Annotated in this window: 10 protein-coding genes and 1 pseudogene; 3 read left to right on the top strand and 8 right to left on the bottom strand. The window is 62.1% G+C overall.

Annotated elements, in window-relative coordinates; translation table 11 throughout:
* Positions 1 to 209 precede the first annotated feature (209 nt).
* The 3 genes from AC2TC0_RS14120 to AC2TC0_RS14110 form a co-directional block, all read right to left on the bottom strand.
* Positions 210 to 1,154, bottom strand: a complete 945-nt coding sequence (locus AC2TC0_RS14120) for an ArdC family protein (RefSeq protein WP_484718156.1) — start codon at positions 1,152 to 1,154, stop codon at positions 210 to 212.
* 76 nt (positions 1,155 to 1,230) lie between these two features.
* Positions 1,231 to 3,309 (bottom strand): ParB/RepB/Spo0J family partition protein, encoded by a 2,079-nt coding sequence (locus tag AC2TC0_RS14115; RefSeq protein WP_484718172.1) that lies wholly within the window; start codon positions 3,307 to 3,309, stop codon positions 1,231 to 1,233.
* A 142-nt stretch (positions 3,310 to 3,451) separates the two neighbouring features.
* A complete protein-coding gene (locus AC2TC0_RS14110; RefSeq protein WP_484718155.1) occupies positions 3,452 to 7,666 on the bottom strand; it encodes a strawberry notch-like NTP hydrolase domain-containing protein in 4,215 nt (1,404 codons plus the stop codon).
* Between the two features lie 205 nt (positions 7,667 to 7,871).
* On the opposite strand from AC2TC0_RS14110, the gene AC2TC0_RS14105 reads away from it, so the two are divergent.
* A complete protein-coding gene (locus AC2TC0_RS14105; RefSeq protein ID WP_217373633.1) occupies positions 7,872 to 8,195 on the top strand; it encodes a helix-turn-helix domain-containing protein in 324 nt (107 codons plus the stop codon).
* Positions 8,192 to 9,454, top strand: a complete 1,263-nt coding sequence (locus AC2TC0_RS14100) for a type II toxin-antitoxin system HipA family toxin (RefSeq protein ID WP_217373634.1) — start codon at positions 8,192 to 8,194, stop codon at positions 9,452 to 9,454. Before AC2TC0_RS14105 ends, AC2TC0_RS14100 begins: the two co-directional genes overlap by 4 nt.
* Before the next feature lie 174 nt (positions 9,455 to 9,628).
* Here AC2TC0_RS14100 and AC2TC0_RS14095 read toward each other — a convergent pair whose 3' ends face one another.
* From AC2TC0_RS14095 to AC2TC0_RS14075, 5 genes and pseudogenes are all read right to left on the bottom strand, one after another.
* Positions 9,629 to 13,258, bottom strand: coding sequence for a DEAD/DEAH box helicase (locus AC2TC0_RS14095; RefSeq protein WP_484718154.1), 3,630 nt, complete (start codon positions 13,256 to 13,258; stop codon positions 9,629 to 9,631).
* Positions 13,251 to 14,189, bottom strand: a complete 939-nt coding sequence (locus AC2TC0_RS14090) for an aminotransferase (RefSeq protein WP_484718153.1) — start codon at positions 14,187 to 14,189, stop codon at positions 13,251 to 13,253. Before AC2TC0_RS14090 ends, AC2TC0_RS14095 begins: the two co-directional genes overlap by 8 nt.
* Positions 14,190 to 14,377: 188 nt before the next feature.
* On the bottom strand, positions 14,378 to 14,686 hold the full coding sequence (locus tag AC2TC0_RS14085) for a toprim domain-containing protein (RefSeq protein ID WP_482758520.1): 309 nt from the start codon (positions 14,684 to 14,686) through the stop codon (positions 14,378 to 14,380).
* Positions 14,687 to 14,707: 21 nt separating this feature from the next.
* Positions 14,708 to 15,046 (bottom strand): annotated as a pseudogene (locus AC2TC0_RS14080) (DUF7146 domain-containing protein); the annotation flags it as partial.
* Between the two features lie 247 nt (positions 15,047 to 15,293).
* Complete coding sequence (locus AC2TC0_RS14075) at positions 15,294 to 15,560, bottom strand: WGR domain-containing protein (protein WP_217373636.1); 267 nt, start codon at positions 15,558 to 15,560, stop codon at positions 15,294 to 15,296.
* Between the two features lie 645 nt (positions 15,561 to 16,205).
* On the opposite strand from AC2TC0_RS14075, the gene AC2TC0_RS14070 reads away from it, so the two are divergent.
* Entirely contained in the window at positions 16,206 to 17,291 is a 1,086-nt protein-coding gene (locus tag AC2TC0_RS14070; protein ID WP_482758519.1) for a RepB family plasmid replication initiator protein, read from the top strand.
* Positions 17,292 to 17,298 lie beyond the last annotated feature (7 nt).

Below are 17,298 nucleotides of genomic sequence, written 5' to 3'. Positions count from 1 at the left end.
AGCCGCCCTGCCCCGGATCGGACACCAGTGACCAACCGGGTTCTCCTTTGCCGAGGAGGCTCTCCAGGACCGCATGACGGTTCCGCCCGGGGAACAGCGCCCCAACATGGCCGCCGAGCGCTGCGCCAATGTCCGCAGAACCTCCGCTCGCAAGGTCGCTGGCATAGCGGCTCAGCTGCGCAAGCCGCACCGCGTCGTCTGCGGTTGGCTCAAGCGTAAGCCGGAACTGGCGCCTCTTCATGGGCTTCCTCCGCAGGTTCACTCTCATAGCCCGAATAGGCTGCAAGCAGGTTGAAAGCCTGATCGGCCTTGGCGGCAGCCGTGATGATCGCGGTCTTGTCGGATTTCAGGATATCGAGCCAATGGGCGATGTAGCTGGCGTGGCTTTCATGGAGGTCTGCGGGGAGGCCCAGCTCATAGCAGATCCGGGCACTGACCTGCTCCGCGACCAGTTCCTCGAAGGCGTAGGCCTTGTCGCCGAACCGCTTGCCGAATGTGCGCGCGAGCCGCGAGGGGTGCCCGCTCCAATGGCCGAGTGCGTGCGCTTTGGTGGCGACATATCCGTCCTCGGTGCGGAAGGCGCCGCGTTCTGGAAGCTGGATATAGTCTCCGCCCGGAGAGAAGAATGCACGGTCACCGCCATGGCGGATATCAGCAGGTATCGGAGCAAAGAAGGCCTGGATGGCCGCTGCCTTCACGGAGGGTTGCGGCGGTGCTTCGGGGACCGGGCTGGGATAGAAATGCGGCGGCAGGCCTTCGATCTGCGAGGCATTGAAAACGCTGTAGGATCGCATGAACCGGATGGTTTTCGACGTCTCCTCGCCAGTCGCCTGATCTACGTCGGTCTTGCTCGTGCTGTTGAAATAGATGCTCGGCTCGGCCGTCTCACCCTTGCGCACTTGCCCGCCCAGTTCCTGAGCCTGACGATAGGTCATCCAGTAGCGCGAGGCGTAGCCGAAGCAGTCGGCGACAGCCCAGAGATAGAGGCGATTGATCCCGGTGTAGGGCAGTCCGCCTGCACGCAAGGGCGCGCCCCCTGCCCGGGTCTTTTTCCAGGGCCGCCGCCAGGGCATTGTGCCGGCCTCGATCCGTGCAATGATGAGATTGGTAATTTCCTGCGCGACATCGCGCTTTGGTCCGCGGCGCATCGGCATTTCCCTTCGTGGAAGAAGAAGGCCCGGCCACTCGAGTGAGCGACCGGGCCAGGACATCAGGAGGAGGGTGAGGCGTTCAGGCAGCCACTGCCGTGTCTGTGGCGGCGCCTTCGGGTTCCTCTTCGGCATCCGGCAGTGCGACCACCCCCTCGATCGCGTCGATGTCGGCCTTGCCGTCTTCGGAGGCATCAGGATCAGCGCTTTGTGCGCCCTCCGGCATGGCCGCACTGAACTTCATGGCCTCGGGCAGCCAGGCAAGGGCGGCTTCCTTGACCTCCTGCTCGATGATCGCCTTACCGGCGAAGATCGTCTCGCACGTCTTGGCGAGGTCCGCCTTCTTGGACGCCGCATAGCGCGCAGCGAGGTCACTTCCGCCAACCTCGGTCAGCGCGGCGAGGCAGGAAGTCTTGCTCACCCGGTCGAAGAAATTCTCGGCAGTCGGCCGCCACAGAGCCGCAACGTCGACATCGAGCATCGACCCAAGCACGGCATGAACCGGATGATACTCGGATCCATAGCCCTTCTTGGCCTCGAGCGAGAGCGCCACCGCATAGGCAAGCCAGGCCGCCTTGGCGTCATCTTCGAGGTCGCGGAAGGCGATGAAACGGGCCGCAACACTGCCCTGCTCCTGCCATGCCTTGTCGAGACCATCCTCGGCCTCGGCGAGAATGCCCTCGGCCGCTGATTGCGGAACCTCGCCGGTCGCAGGATCGCTCGGCCGTCCCGCCTTGATCGAGGTGCCCTTCCCCTCATAGCTGCAATTGTCTGCAAGCGCGAAGATGGCGAAATCGAGGGCAAGCCCCGGATCGCCGAGCAAGCAGGCCGACAGGATATTGCGGCGCTGAACGGCGAGTTCGTCGAACAGCCTCGCGCTGATCGGCTTCTCGCTTCCGGGTGCGATCGCCTCAGGCCGTGCGGGAGCACCGCTTGCGCGGCTCCCTGAGGTCGGTGCCTGCTCTTCTGCCGTCGCGGTCACATTGCCTTGGTCATCGGTCTCGAACGAAAGCCGCTTCTCGCTGTAGTAATCGGCCTCGAGAACCATCTCGCCGCGGGTGGTAAGCACGAGGAAGCGGCCGACTTCACCGCGCCATTCTTCGGGCAGCTCGCGAACCGGATTGCTGAGGTCGCTGCGTTCGGCATCAAGAGCCTCGTATTCGGCCTCGAGTTTTCCGAAATCGACGTCCTCTTGCTCTTCACCTTCATCGAAGATCGCGTTAATCTCATCGATGCGGGCATCGATCTCGTCGATGCGGGCGCGCGCCGTTTCCCATACGGGCACGGGCGGGAGCCGGACAGCGGAGACGCCCATCTCGCTGCGCGCCTGCCAGGAATTGCTGGCGGCCACCGGGCTGATCCAGGCGAGACCGGTCTCCGAGGTCAGGCGCTCGGCTTCCGCTTCCATCTTTTCGGAGGCGAGCCGGTGCGCGATCTCGATATCGATCCAGCGATCCTCGCCCGCATCGCTGAACAGATCCCGCTCGACCTTGCCGCCGGCAGCCACATAGGCATCTTCGCCGATCAGAAGCGCGATAGGGTCATTACCGCGCATCGAGCCGGTGGCGACCATGCGGCGAATGGCATCGGCGCTGGGGTTGTAGGCATGGCGCATCTGCTCGAAGACGCGCATCTGCACTTCGTGCTGGTCGGTCGCAGCATAGGCCTTGGCGATTTCGAGGGTGATGTCGCCGGCGGCGAGTGCCTCGAAGATCGGCACTGCCAGATTGGCAAGGCGCAGCCGGCCTTCGACGAACCGCTGGGTGAGTCCGAAACGCTTGGCCACGGCCGCGATATCGCTGCCTTCCTTGATGAAGTGCTGGAAGGCGCGGCATTCTTCAGCCGGAGACATGCCCACCCGCTGGAAGTTCTCGGCGAGCGAAGCTTCGCCTGCGGTATCTTCGCTACCCTCGAGCAGCTTGCATTCGACTTCGGCATCCGCAGCCCAAGCACCGCGATCGATGATCATGCCAATGGCGCGCAAGCGGCGGCCACCGGCGATCACCGCATACTGGCCGCGCTTCTTGCTCTTGGTCACCAGCAGGTTCTGCAAGAGCCCGCGGGCCTCGATGTCCGCAGAAAGCTGCGCATCTTCTTGGTCGTTGCGTGTTTTGCGCACGTTCGCATCGCTCAGATAGAGCTTGGAAAAGGGAATCAGCATCTCGGTCACTCCTGATCTGCTCCCGGCCATCACCGGGGCACAGATCCCCTCCCCCTCCCCTTGTTTGCCGGGTTCATGCATCCAAGATCCTGTGCACTTGTCGCACTCGACATGGGTTGAGCGCCTTCGGCGCTGCGTCCCATCACCGCATCAGGAGCGCCGCCAGCACGTCCTTTGCTGCCGTTGTCGGAATGAACACCCGTGTGCGGAATGAAATGATCTCGGTGAAACAGCCGATGCTCTTCAACCAAGGCAGCTGATCGAGAGGGGCGCCAACGATCTCGTAGCGCTGCTCGTTGGCGACCCGCGAGGACTTGATGGTGGCTTCGAACGGTTGCTTGATAGGGATCGTCCGATGCTCGCCGATTGCCTTGAGGATCGCTTGCTCCGAGAGTTCGACACTCGAGGTAATGTCGAACTTCTGCAAAAGGTTTGCGACGTCGAGCTCGTGAACGATGCGGCCGAGCCAGCTGCGTCCCTCCTCATCGACGATCCGCCGCACCTCCAGATATTCGATCGGAAGGCTCGACCATATCGGTAGAAGCAGTCCTGTGGCGAGGTAGACCTTCTCGGTTGTCAGCTTCTCGGCCAGCTCAGCAACTTCGGCACACCAGAGTTGCTCGAAGGTCTCCCGAGGACATTCCGCCCACGCAGACTCGGCAAGATCATCAAGGTGATGGTATTCGCGGCGCAGCGGTCGGTGGAGAATGACGCGGCGGATCAGTTCGCCCCGATCGGTCATGAAATGCCGGGACGGCTCAGCCAGCGCCGCCCTGCCGCTCTTGGTATTGTGCATCAGCACGCACCCGTCGGACAGGTCGAGGCGCTGCTTCACCCTTTCCAGCGTGATTGGCCGGGTACGCGTCCTGAGCGCGAGCTGGAGGAGGTGCGAGGTCGCCCCGGTCCGTACATCCGTCCGCAGCACAATATCTTCGATGACGTCGGCACTTTCGACCTGGATCGTTTCGACGCCCACATCGAGAGAACCGGCCTCACGCGCTGCGGAAACCCGGGCTTCAACGAGCCCGAGAAATTCATCGAAGATTGCGTTCTGCATACCGATCGGCAGGGCAAGAATCCGATTGAGCCACCGCTGGATAGGGGGAAGGTCTTCTTCGAGCACCCCATCCTGGGAGACGATCGTCAATCCACTGCGGCGCTCGAAGTCGGACAAGGTCACGCTCTTGAGCTTCCCGTCTGCCAGAAGGGCGAACCAGCTGGTGAGCGCGGCCTTGGCATAAGGGCTTTCGAGATTGTCCGCTGGATCGAACAGATTCTGACCACCGGTCTGGCGCTGGCCACGCGTCAGTGCGCCAAGGCTGTCGAGACGCCGCGCGATCGTGCTGGTAAAACGCAGCTCACCTTTGCAGTTGGTCGTGACCGGCCTGAATAGGGGGGTGTTCGCCTGATGGGTGCGATGGGTGCGGCCGAGGCCCTGGATGGCCCGGTCAGCGCGCCAGCCCGGCTCTAGAAGGAAATGCACCCGGCGCTTCTGGCAGGCTGCGTCGAGGCTGGCATGGTAGGAACGCCCCGTTCCGCCTGCATCGCTGAAGACGAGAATGGGTTTGCGGCCATCCATGAACTGGTCGGTCTCCGACTGGTTCGTTCGGGGGGAACGGGTCTCGAGGCGCTGGCTACCATCGGCCTGAGAAATGAGGCGCTTTGTGCGCCCGGTGACTTCTGCGACCTTATCCGTCCCGTAGTGTTCGATGATCCCGTCGAGGGCTGGCTTGATTGGCGGCATCGCGCAAAGATGCTCGATCAGCTCGGCGCGCCGGGCGATCGCAGCCTGGTTGTGCACGGGGCGGCCGTCCTCGTCGAACATCGGCGTCGAACGGGTAGCACCGGTGTCGTCGGTGTAGAACGTCATCTGCTGGGTGGGAAAAGCGCGCTCGAGGTATTCGATGACCGCATCAAGCGGGCTGAGATCAAGGTCGAGTTCGGCCCGCTCTTCGGGTGAAAGGCTGTCGAGCCTTCGGTCGAGGATGCTTTCGGCGGTCGAGACCAGCTGAACCACGACCACGTCATCCTGGTCCAGGTGCTTATTGATGGCGCTGATCAGAGTCGGGAGCTTCATCGAAAGCAGCAGCTGGTTGAAGAAGCGCTGCTTGGTGCTTTCGAAGCGACTGCGGGCTGCGGCCTTCGCGCCGCCGTTCAGCGTGCTGCCGTCGATCTCGTCGACCACACCGGTCAGCGCGAGCGCCTCCTCCATGTTCTGGTGAATAATCGCCCAAGCATCCGCATAGGTGTCGTAGACAGCGATCTGCTGGGCCGTCAGGTCGTGCTTGAGGATTTCGTACTCGACCCCGGCAAAGCTCAGCGCCCGTGCCTGGTAAAGCCCAAGGGCCTTAAGGTCGCGCGACACCAGCTCCATCGCAGCGATGCCACCTGCCCTGATCTGGCTGATGAAATCTTCGCGGTTGGCAAACGCCGTTCCTGGTCCCCAAAGGCCGAGCCGAACCGCATAGGCGAGATTGTTGACTTCAGAGGCCCCGGTCGCCGAGGCATAGAGCACGCGGGCCTTGGGCAGATGGTTCTGGAGCATGACGCCGGCGATGCCCTGCTGGGAACCTGATTTGCTCCCGCGGGCGCCCTCGCCTCCTGCCACCCCGCCCATTTCGTGGCTCTCATCAAAGGCGATGACACCTTCGAAATCCGCCCCGGCCCAGTCCAGCAATTGCTTCAGACGGGTCGCATCCTGCCTCTGACTGCGCAGCGTCGGGTACGTGACGAAGAGGATCCCCTCGCGGAACGGCACTGGCTGATCGATTTTCCAGCTGGAGAGCGGTTGAATGTCGGCAGTCATCCCGCCGATCGCGCTCCAATCCCGGCGCGCATCTTCGAGCAGGCTCTCGTTCTTGGATACCCAGATCGCCTTGCGGCGTCCGGCTAGCCAATTGTCTAGAATGCAGGCGGCAATCTGTCGGCCTTTGCCCGCGCCAGTGCCATCACCGAGGAAGTAGCCCTTGCGGTAGCTGTGTCCGTCTTCGGCCAGAGTGAGGACGACACCTTCGTCAGCCGGGACGAACAGGCCCGGCAGATACTGCTGCCAGGCATTGCCGGCATAGATCACCGTCTCGAGCTGCGCTTCCGAAAGCAGGCTTTCTTTGAGGATGCGGCCCTGCAGGCTGGGGCAATACTCCGGCACCGGCGCTGGTATGGAGCCCATGGCCACACTTTCCACCAGCGGGGTCGGGTGCGCCTTTGCACCATCGATGTCGATCCGGCTCGGGCGGTAGGGCAGATAGACACCGGCCTGCTCGCCCAGAGGGCGCGGCGTTGCCAGGCTGCGAAAAACAAGCGGCGATATCGATGGCGCTTCGATTACGCGCGGCTTAGCCGCAGGCGGCTTTGCACTTGTGCGCATCGCCTTGAAAAGCGTGCCGGGCTTGGTCTGCTGCCGTGCGTAAATTGGTGAAGCCTCGAAAGGACCGACTGCCCGCTTCACCACTGCAACCGCCGCGGCAATCTCGGCGACATTCGATCTAGCGAGGATCGCAGGACGGATGTTTCCGGGAACCTTGTCGATCACGTAGAGGCGAACCGGCACGCTGGTCCCCTGCTTGTGGTAGCACCTGGCAAGGCGGCAAGCTGTTTGCACCGTGCAGTTCTCGAATGTCTGGTCATAGATTTTCGAGAGCCTAGCGCTGGTGGTGAACCAGTCCGGCATGATAGCGACAAGTCTGCCGCCAGGAGCCAATCGACCGAGCGCGGCGCGCAGATGGCGGACAGCAGCGAATTGATCGACGCCCCTTCCCTCCGAACGGGAGAACGGGGGGTTCATGAGAATCAGGCTGGGGCGCAGCGAAGGATCCAGCGCGGAAGCCAGCATCGCACCGTCGATCCCGGTAAGCTTGGCATGTTTGAACAGCAGAGCGAGTTTCTCACGGCGTTTGGGATCAAGCTCATTGAGGTGTAGCTGTCTGACTGTCGTCAGGCTGGCCACGAGCGCACCATGTCCCGCACTCGGCTCCAGCACGATGTCGTCTGGCCGGGGCTGCGCAAGGACAGTCGCGAGTGCCGCAAGATCGGCGGGCGTGGAGAACTGTTGAAACCGAATCTGGTCTTCGCTCCTGACCGTATGGGTTGGCAGTTGCTCAACCAGAAGGCTCAGGGCGGTGATGTCGTCTAGGCGCACCGGACGGGATAAGCCTAGCAGATGGCAGGTCATCCCTGCTTCGAGGAGGTCATAAGCATCGCGCTGTGCCCAGCGACCTTCAGCCGAACTTCCACCGTAGAGGCGCTTCATTGCGTCGAAGAGCGACATCTTGGTCAGCGATCCACTGGCAAGCTCCTGCGCGATTTCATCGATGGCCTGATCAAGGCGGGTGTTGAACTGGGTGAAGAGATCGGTCATGCGCTGCTCCTGATGCTGATGCGCATCAGAGCATCCCCCTCCCCTTCTGCCCCGACAGCGTGGGTGCTTGGAATTCCGCTAAAGGCGCAGACCAAGGTCCAGCTAGGAAAAGCGGCCGAGATTTCAGCCTCACGGCAAGAGAGATTCGTAGGCCAAATATGGCCATTAATTTGACCACAGGAAGCATATCGGCCATATATGGCCAATGCTATTCACCCTACAAGATCAGCTGACGCACCTCGGTATGCGGATCAAGGCCCGCCGCCTGGCCCTCGATCTTACCCAGCAAGCGGCAGCTGCCAAAGCAGGCGTGGCCCATAGAACATGGCGGCGGATGGAGACCGAAGGCAGGGCGTCCATCGAAGACCTTGTTCGCGCTGCCATTGCACTGCGCTGCGATGAGGGCATCGTCGCGCTGTTTCCGCACGTTCCGGCGACCAGCATGGATGAACTGCTTGCACAGCAGCGCCAGGCAGCCAAGCGGCAGCGCCAGCGTGCCAGCGGGCGCTCAGGCGGAATTGGGTCATGAAGCTGGCTCCGGGAACGCCTTTGGCGGTTGGACTGCTGACCGACGAGACTGCACCGCCGCGTTCTGTCGGCAGGCTGGCGATGGATGGGGGCCTAGCTCAGCTCGAATGGTCGGCAGAGGTCATCGCTGCGCGCCTTCGGATATCTCCGCTTCACTATCCAGCTGAGCCCGGCCTGCACCCTGCCCGCAGCCGAATGTTCGAGGGCCTCCACGGTTTCCTGTCGGACTGCCTGCCCGACGCCTGGGGCATGCTGCTGTTGAAGCGGCGCCTTCAAAGGATGGGTCACCGGTTCGAAGACCTTGATGCGGTCGACCGGCTCGCCCTCGTGGGCACAAGGGGTCGAGGTGCCCTCGTCTTCCAGCCCGAAACGCTTGGGTTCGAAGCTTCATTTACCATCGACCTTGATGCTCTGGCTGATGAATCCCGCCAGGTTCTGCTCGGCGAGGAGACAGAGCTCGAAGCGCTGCTGGCACGCCTAGGCGGCGGCTCAGGCGGAGCACGGCCGAAAGTTCACGTGGCGATCGACGCGGACGGCAAGCTTTCCGCCGGAGACGAGCTCGCTGCAGCGGGAAGCAAGAACGCGGGTGAGGAATGGATCGTCAAGTTTGCAGCGACCAATGACCCTGCAGATATCGGGCCGTTGGAAGAGGCCTACGCCCGGATGGCCCGCGCCGCAGGCATCGATATGGCGGAGACGCGATTGATCCCGGCGGCGAGCGGTCCGGGTCATTTCGCGACAAGGCGCTTCGATCGACCGGCACCGGGCAAGCGGCTACACATGGTCAGCCTCGGCGGAGCGCTTGAAGCGTCGCCGCATATGCCCAGCGTCGACTACGACGGGTTCCTGAAGGCGACCTTGGCCATCACCCATAGCATGGCAGACGTCGAGCAGGCCTTCCGGCGCATGGTCTTCAACGTGCTTGCGCGAAACCGTGACGACCATGTTCGCCAGCACGCCTACCTGATGGACGACCAAGGGAACTGGCGGCTCGCGCCGGCCTTCGACCTCACCTTCTCGAACGGTCCCGGCGGCGAGCACTACATGGCTGTGTTGGGCGAAGGCCGCACCATAACCCGCGAGCATGTCGAGAAGCTCGCAAAGGTCCATGGGGTTTCGCCGAAGCGCACGGCTTCCATCGTAGACGACGTGCGTGCAGCGCTTTCCGACTGGACGTCATATGCGCGTGACGCGGGGGTCGGGATATCTATGGCTCCGGTGTCAGAGGGTTTAGGTCTGGTGGCGCAAGAGTATGGTTGAGGGTGGCTTGGCTAACCGAAAGCCGACAGTGCCCCGCTGAGGCAGGTTCCGACCCAGACCCGGTCATTCACCACTGGCAGGTTGATGACCCATTCTGTCTTCAAAGCCGTCGTTCGCGGCAGCCGACGCAATTCTCGAGCCGTGCGTCATGATCGCAATACGAAAGTGGCGATTTTACCTGCCCGCCGAGAAGATCCGGTGCACATATGCTTCAGCGCCATCGGTGCGAAGCTCGAAATCGCTATGAATTGCACTAGGACCGAATTCGTCAAAGATGTCGTCGGATTGCGCCAGTTCGAACCCAGCTGGATCGATCCAGCGCACGCGCCCGTCGCGCCGCGCTGGAATAACATTATACCGATGGCGTCGGCCATCAGTGCCGGTTAGTTCCACTAGCTCGGGAAGGTCGTCGAATTTGTCGCGAACTTCTCGTCCTAGGCTTAACTGCCAGCGCAGGAAATGTTGCGGGTCGATCAAGTCTTCTGATGCGACTTCGTCGAGTTCGTCCTCAAGCCACGCTTCGAACTCGCCGCGTCGTGCCGTTGCTGCCTCTCGCGTTTGTGCCATGCCCTGAGACAAGGCAAAGGCCACGAAGGGATCGTGTGTGCCCCAGCGCAACAACTCTCGCGCCCAAAAGCCGAACCACGGCATCCCAGTGGTCTCCTTCCACTCGGCGAGCGTCGGCACGGCGAAAGCGTCGGCCGCCCCCTCGGACCACGCCTGGGCGACGACGGCGCCGATTGCGACGCCAAGCCGGAATTCGAGATTGTCAGCAACGAACCGTTGCCAGCTTCGCAGCGCATCGGCATCGGGTTCAACGCTGTCGGGTTCGTCCATCCACCATCCGAGCACGTCCGCCCAACGATCGAGCAGCGCCTGGTCCGTGTCGGTGCTGCGCACCCGGAAGCCAAAGCCGCGGTCGGCGGCGAGCAGATGGCCGATCGCTTCGAACACATCAACACGCGCCGTCGCCTCGTCCTCGCCAAAGCTATCGGCCCGTTCGATAAGGGCGCGGATCTGCGGCGCGACCGCTTCGAAGCGCCTTCCGACTAGAGGGGTGAAGCCGTATTGATAGAGGCGGCGGCGTTCGGCGGCGTCGGGATAGACGGTTTCGACAATCCCGCGCCCACGCTGGACGAAAGCCTCCTCAAGCCACGCTTCCTGTTCGGCCGCAACCGCGCTGAAGGTGGTGCTCCAGAGTTGCGCCAGATGCTCTTCGGCGCGGGCCGGCGACATCTCCTGTTGCTCGGCTTTGGCGACCTCCTCGATCGCGGTCAGCAAGATGCCGTCAAGTTCGTCGACCGCGTCTGCCAGGCGAGAGCGGCGATCGGCGGCATCTTCACCGGCTTCCTCGCTGATATCTGTCGGCACCGTGCTTTCGAGCCAGTCGAGAAAATCATCGGGATCGATACCAAGGACTCGGATGGCCCGCTCGCGGATCGTCCACAGCAGCAGAGCCAGCGGGCTTTCCACTTCGCCGGCATCGGCTTCTTCGATCAGGAGCGCTTCGCGCATGCGATCGTAGTCGCGCTGCAGCTCGACTCGCTGGCGGCGCTGGACCGGAATCGTGTTCGGCGCCGTCGCCGCCTCGCGCGTCGGGATGGCGACGAGCGTCATGCCTTCAATGCCCTTGGCGGCGCCAGGACGACCCGCGCGACCGGCAAGGTTGCGGATTTCGGACGTAGGCAGAGGGGTCACGACCTGCTGCTCGGCGACCTGATCCCAAGACCGCCGCTTGAGCGATGTCAGGAAGATGAGATCGAAGGGCAAGTTGACGCCTTCGGTCAGAGTCGCCGTCGCGACCGTGATTGGACAAATCCGCCGTTCGATCATCTCGGTCATCAGCCGCCGCAGGCGCTGGGGCATCTGACCGTGGCTCGAGGCAATGCCGCGTTCGAGCAGGAACATCTCGAACGAATCCTCGCCGCAGTAGTCGCGACACGCGGCCCGGGCTTCGTCGAATCGGTCCCGCAGAAAGCCATCGGGCGGCTGAAACTGCGGCGCGTTCGCCCAAGCCGGAAGCAGCAGAGCTTCCTTGAACCAGCGCATGGTCTGCTCGGGCTCCTGCGCCACGGAGATCAGGATCCGCTGATCCTCTTCAACGAGATGGAGCGCGGTCCACAGGACGCTCAGGCAGTTGAAGCGATTGAGGCTGTTGCGCATGCGCGCAGGAAGGTTCGGCATCGCCGGCATCCGTAGCGGCAAATAGACGGGTTGCTCCTGACCGCGGACGTAGAGAGTCCGTCCGTTCATGATATCGAGCAGGATTCGCCCTTGCGCGCCCGGCGCCGTCTCCAGCACGCCGATGACCTGCCGCGTGCTGCGGTAACGCACGCCCACGGCAGTAGCGTCAGCGCGGCCCTCGATCCATTTGGCGACCGGGCCAGCGGCGCCGCCGGCAACGGCGGTAAGCGCGATCCGCACGACATCGGGACGCTGGACGAGCACGCGGGAGACCAGCTGCTCGAGCCGGATGGCGCGATTGCTATGTTCAGAGAAGCTGATGCGGGTGTTCTCGTTGGCTTCGGGGACGACCTGATGGGCTTCATCGACGATAATTAACCGCAGCCGCGCCGCCAGAATTGGTCCGAGATAGCGCATCAGGGCATCGGCCTTCTCGACAGTCGCGATGAGCACGGTTGGCTGGTCGCCGGTCAGCCACGCGTCCGTAATACCCCAATCGGCGCCGCCGTAGAGCGCTGTCACCGTCATGTCGCTGCCGAGCTCTGAACGCAGCTTGGCTTCAACCTCGCCGGCCAGCGCGCGCGAGGGTACGAGATACATGGCGAGCGGCGCGAGCCCATCGGCTTCGCGCAGCAGCAGCTCTCGCACCAAGGCGAGATTTGCGATGAGGGTCTTGCCCGAGCCGGTGGGTGTGCAGAGCGCGAAGGACGATTCCTGCCGGAGGCGCTCGATCCCCTGGAGCTGCGATGTCCAGAGGACGCCGCGACCGCGGCTAAACTGATCGCGCGCGTAGGCGAGTAAGCGGCCTTGCCGTTCGGGGTTGAGGTCGGCAAGCGCGCGCACGGCGCCGTAGATGCTTGCCGCCTTGTAACTCTCGGCCACGTGGTAAAGTAGCGATATGATCAGCGAGGCATCGTCGCTGAGGATACGCATCGCCATCATCTCGAGCGCCTCGAGCTTTTCCATCGCCCGGCCGAGCCGGGCATCGTCTCCCCGACGAAGGCTGTCGGCGACGAGCCCGAGACTGCGGATCAGTTCGACCGTGAAATAGCGGCCGACCCGGTCGATCTCCTCCCGGTCATCGACGGCGGCGAGGAGCCGGCCAGCGGCTGGAACCGTCAGATCGGGATTGGCGCTCCAATAGTGCGCCGAGCGCTGCAGCACGCCATCGAAGTCCGAACGCAGGAAGGCGCCGTATAGCGCAATCCCCTCATGTTCGGCACGAATTTGCGCGAGCAGGCCCGAGGCCATCGCAGGCAGCCCACCGAGTTGGTAGGCGCCGGCGGCGAGAAGCTCGATCGGAACCTCCTGTCGGGTGCCGTCGGCAGCCCGCGCCAGCCATTCCAGAATTTCGCCGGCGCGGCGGTAGCAATCGAGCGCGCGCCGGGACCCGGTGCCCTCGATCTCGCGAAACACGTGGGCGGCGTGAAGCAGGCGCCGGGCGTCCGTGAGTTGTCCATTGGAATCGCGCTCGGTCCACTGGATCGTCTGGACTTGCCAGCTTGTCTGGAGGCAGCGGACAAAGGCCCTCGCTTGCGGCCGCGAAAGTTCGTTCTCGATAGCGAGCTGACGGCGCAGCCCTTCAGCGATTTCAAGCCGCTCGGGATCATATTCAGGCATCGACACGGGCCTGCCAAAGGCTTGAGTAGATCTGCTCAATCAGATCGGCGCCCTCCTCGAGGACCAGCTCAATGACCTGAAGGTCGTGCGGGGCAGTGTATTCCTCGGGACATTTCTCCCAGGGGATCAAGTAGTCACCCTTTTCGCGGCGCCGCCCTCCATTGCCGGAAATCAGGATCAGGTTGGTCCGCGGCAGCGGCGGTCCGTTCAAAGCGATGGCGCGATCAATCGACAGGATGGCGGCGGCATAGTCATCCGGCGCGCGCAGCTCAAGCAGCCGTTGCAATTGGCGCAGGCCGTGCGGGACCGGCGTGTCGCGATTGATCTCGAACCACACGCCCCGGCCGTTGCGCACCCGTTCGCCGTCCTCATCCTCCTCGTCTTCCTCATAGTCGCCGAGCATCAGCGTATCGACCGAGGATTGGGTCAGGCGGTTGCGCCATTTGGCCTCCCCCGCGATCAGCCGGACAACTTTGCCATCGTCGTCGAGCGACAGCCCGATGAAGTCGGAGCCGAAACGTCCAAAGATCTGCCGCTCGCGATCGGCATCACGCGCGAGCGTCCAGAGATAGCTTTCGACGTCGGCATGGAAGCGGAACAGGAAGATCGGCACGGTCCAGATGTGGCCGCCGACGAAATCCTCCTGATAGACCTCGGTCATGAGGCCCGCCATGACCTCGCCGAACAGGCCGTGGCGCGCCGCCGGCGGGAGGCAGTTGGGATAGCAGGAATGTGCGCCAGGGGCACCGGCGTCGGGATGGAGATCGATAGCGATCTGCGCGTGGAAATGTTCGCGGGCATCGAGATGAGCGGATTCGAAATAGGGGCGGAGGCCCTCGACGAGTTCGGGGCTGAGAGCAATCTTCTGCTCGAGCAGCAGATGACCGTAGTTGCCCTCGACGCTCGGATAGGATTTGAGCCACGCCTCCATTGTTGCGAATGGAGGCTCACAAGTGTGCATTCATCCCCCCGGCGTTGGTCGTTCCTCGATAGGTAACGCGAATTGCTTGAAAACAGAAACATTCTAAAGGAACCGATGAATTTACCGCGGCGACTGCTTTCTACCGAACCCGCCATTCGTCGGTAGACCCTTGAATGGCAGTTTTGTCCCAGCTTTCGTCATTCGCCGATGCTGCTGCTCCGACGGTTCATCCGTTCGTTGAAGTCCGCCCAGTCGATGCCCCAGCTTGGAGACCTTCGCAAAATTCGGAGGCCTGGTCTGGCGTAGGTCTTGCTCGCTTGATGCGCAGCATTCTGTCCAGGTGCATCGTTGTCCTCGGCAATGATTAGCGTATGGATCCCCTTCGGAAGATGGAGGAGTGACAAGCGAGCAGCGCCCATGGCCGCCCAGCAGGTCACGCCGGTCAGACTTGTGAAGGCGGCCGCGTCTTCGAAGCCTTCCGCAATTGCCAACACCCCATCAGACAATGTTGGTTGCCATGCCCCCTGCCCGCAGCTCCCCAGCAAGAACTTGCCGCGATGCCGGCCTGATCGAGGGTCCAGGATGATCCTTTGAACCGCTACAAGCCGGCCTCGGTCACGCACGGCCACAAGCAGGGCTTGATGAAACGCAGTGTTTGGTTTTCGGCCAAAAGGGCACCGCGGATGGAACCGGATGTCTGGGATCTCAGGGAGCAGACATCTGCCAACCAGATAGCGCTCTCCGAGGGTCCCATGTAAGTTGATCGCATCATCCCACAGGCGCTGAGCCTGTCGCCTAGAGTCTACACTTCGAGCTGGACGGGGTTCGGTGCCTTGAACTCGATCTGCACTCCGCAAGGCACGCATGATGTCCCTTGGATTGCAGCCGGCAAAGCAATGCACGAGGACCCCGGATAGTCCTTGGCGGATCGATAATGAGGGCGCCCTGTCGTCATGAGCAGGGCATCGGCACATAGCGTAGGAGCCGTGCCATGTGCCGCGCAGAGCTGTGACAAGGTTGATCGTGTCCTGAGTTGGTCGGAGTGCTGTTAGGGCCATGAGCTTCACTCCCCCCTCCCCCCTTCCCTCCCTTTCAGATGCGCGTGTCAGGCAGTCATTCTACCTCGCGGTAACGTACTCCTATTCGTTTGAAGGCACTCTTGCGTCTTTCACGGACCTGCCGGGCGATGATTTCGGCTTGTGCCCTGTCAGGAAAACTCAGGGTTACCCCCTGCCCTTTTGAGCCGATCCTCCCCCAGCGACGTTCAATCGTCGTCCAACCGAACAGGTCGGTTTGGATCCAGAGGTGGTAGGCACGGGCAACATTGCGTGATGGGTCGATGGCCTGCCAATGCCAAGACTGGCTAATGGGTGTTCTCATGCTGGCTTGGTGACAGGGATATCGGCTGTGGGTCCAACCGGAAATTTGAATCACTACACCCGCTGTGATTCACGGAAGCGATTGTATCGAGGGCGCTGGCCCTTCTCCCTTAGAAACATCATTATAAAAACGCCGCTGCTTGCAGCGGAAGGATTCTTGATTCTAGAGATTCAGATTCGAGGCCAATTTTTGGTGTCACTCCAGCACTTTAAGCCGATCTTCCTGACCAGATGGGGGTGTTAGGCTGACCAGATGGGGGCTGAACCCTGACCGAGCGGGGGCATTCACCTGACCTGCTGGGGCCATCCTGACCGCGTGGGGGACGGACCTTCAGCGCGCTGCTTAGTGGCCTAACTTCGCCCGCAAACATCAAAATTGCCCCCTAATCAGCGCTCTGTCCGTAAGCTTGCCGACTCGCGGAATCTCCTAGGATTTTGCCTCCCGTTCACAGACCTTCATTCCTGACCTCTTGGGGGCTCCCAAAGGAATCCCATCCTGACCTGACTTGACGAACGAGGTCAGGTCAGGCAGCAATCAATCCTTCGAAGAATCAAGCTCTGATCGCACTATGGCATGGAAACTGATGACAGCCCAATAGTAGAAGCTTCCGAGGAGAAGCCTGAAGAAGGTTCCCCCGGACGTGCGATGCGCGTTGCTGCTGCATTGAAGGCAAAGGGTGGCGACGAGTTCGCCAAACCGGGCAACATCATTGAGATCAAATTCGTCAAAGGTGAGTCGCTTAGTCTGACGGCATCGCGGCTGTTGGCGCTCATGATCCTGACCGCAGGTGGAGACGCATGGGAAGATCGTCCTCATCGCATTCGCAAAGCCGATATACGCCGAGGCCACAAGGGTAACGAGCGGATCAGCGACATGCTTCAGGAGCTCCATCGCACCCTGTTTGCTGTGGATGATAAATCGTGGCGCGGAAAGAAGGCGACTCTCCTGTTCTCCCTGATCTCTCGGTCTAAAGAGGAAACCGACGAGGATGGCGGAGAGACGGGTTGGATCGAATGGGAGTTCACGCCCGATGCGCGTAAGCTGATCCAGGCTTCTGAGACCTATGCCGTGCTTAACCGGCAAGCGGTATTGGGTTTCCGCTCAAATTATGCGCTCAAGCTTTACGAGCTTGGAGCCCTTCGCCTCCATCGCCGCCAAGCAACCTGGCGAGGAGATATGCAGGCACTGCGTGCAGCGCTCGGGATCCCGCCTGATGTCTACACGGACTTCGCTCAGCTTCGGCGCAAGGTGCTTGAGAAGGCAAAGTCTGAAATTGACCAGCTCGCTCACTTCCGTGTCGAATGGCGTGAAATTCGGCAGGGGCGTACGGTCACCGAGCTTGAGTTCCGGTTTGAACCGAAGGGCGCCCCGGAGGTCTTGGAAACGGTAGATGAACTCGACCGGCATTCGGCGGGACGGCAGGCGAGGCGGACCGGTTCCGTCGAGACCGTAACGACAGGGCAGGGGGAAATAGCATCTACTCCCGGTGCGGCGCCTGCGATCAAGCAGTCAGAGTCCACGTTCCCGTCGTCTGGCTCGATCCGTTTCGGGCACGCCGATTTGCTTGAAGTCGCCCGAAAGCATGGCGGTGGATGGGATGTTGATCTTATCGCGAGCGGTTTCCGCGACCACATGGGCAATCGGTTGGAGAAGCTTCGTGGCGCTAAGCTGATTGCGGCGTGGAAGGGCTTTTGTGAGGGGTGGGTAAACCGGCGTGGGCGGCCCTCATAGGGAAAAT

This window comes from Sphingopyxis sp. sgz302558, assembly GCF_057220455.1.
This window is presented reverse-complemented; position numbering and strand designations above follow the sequence as displayed.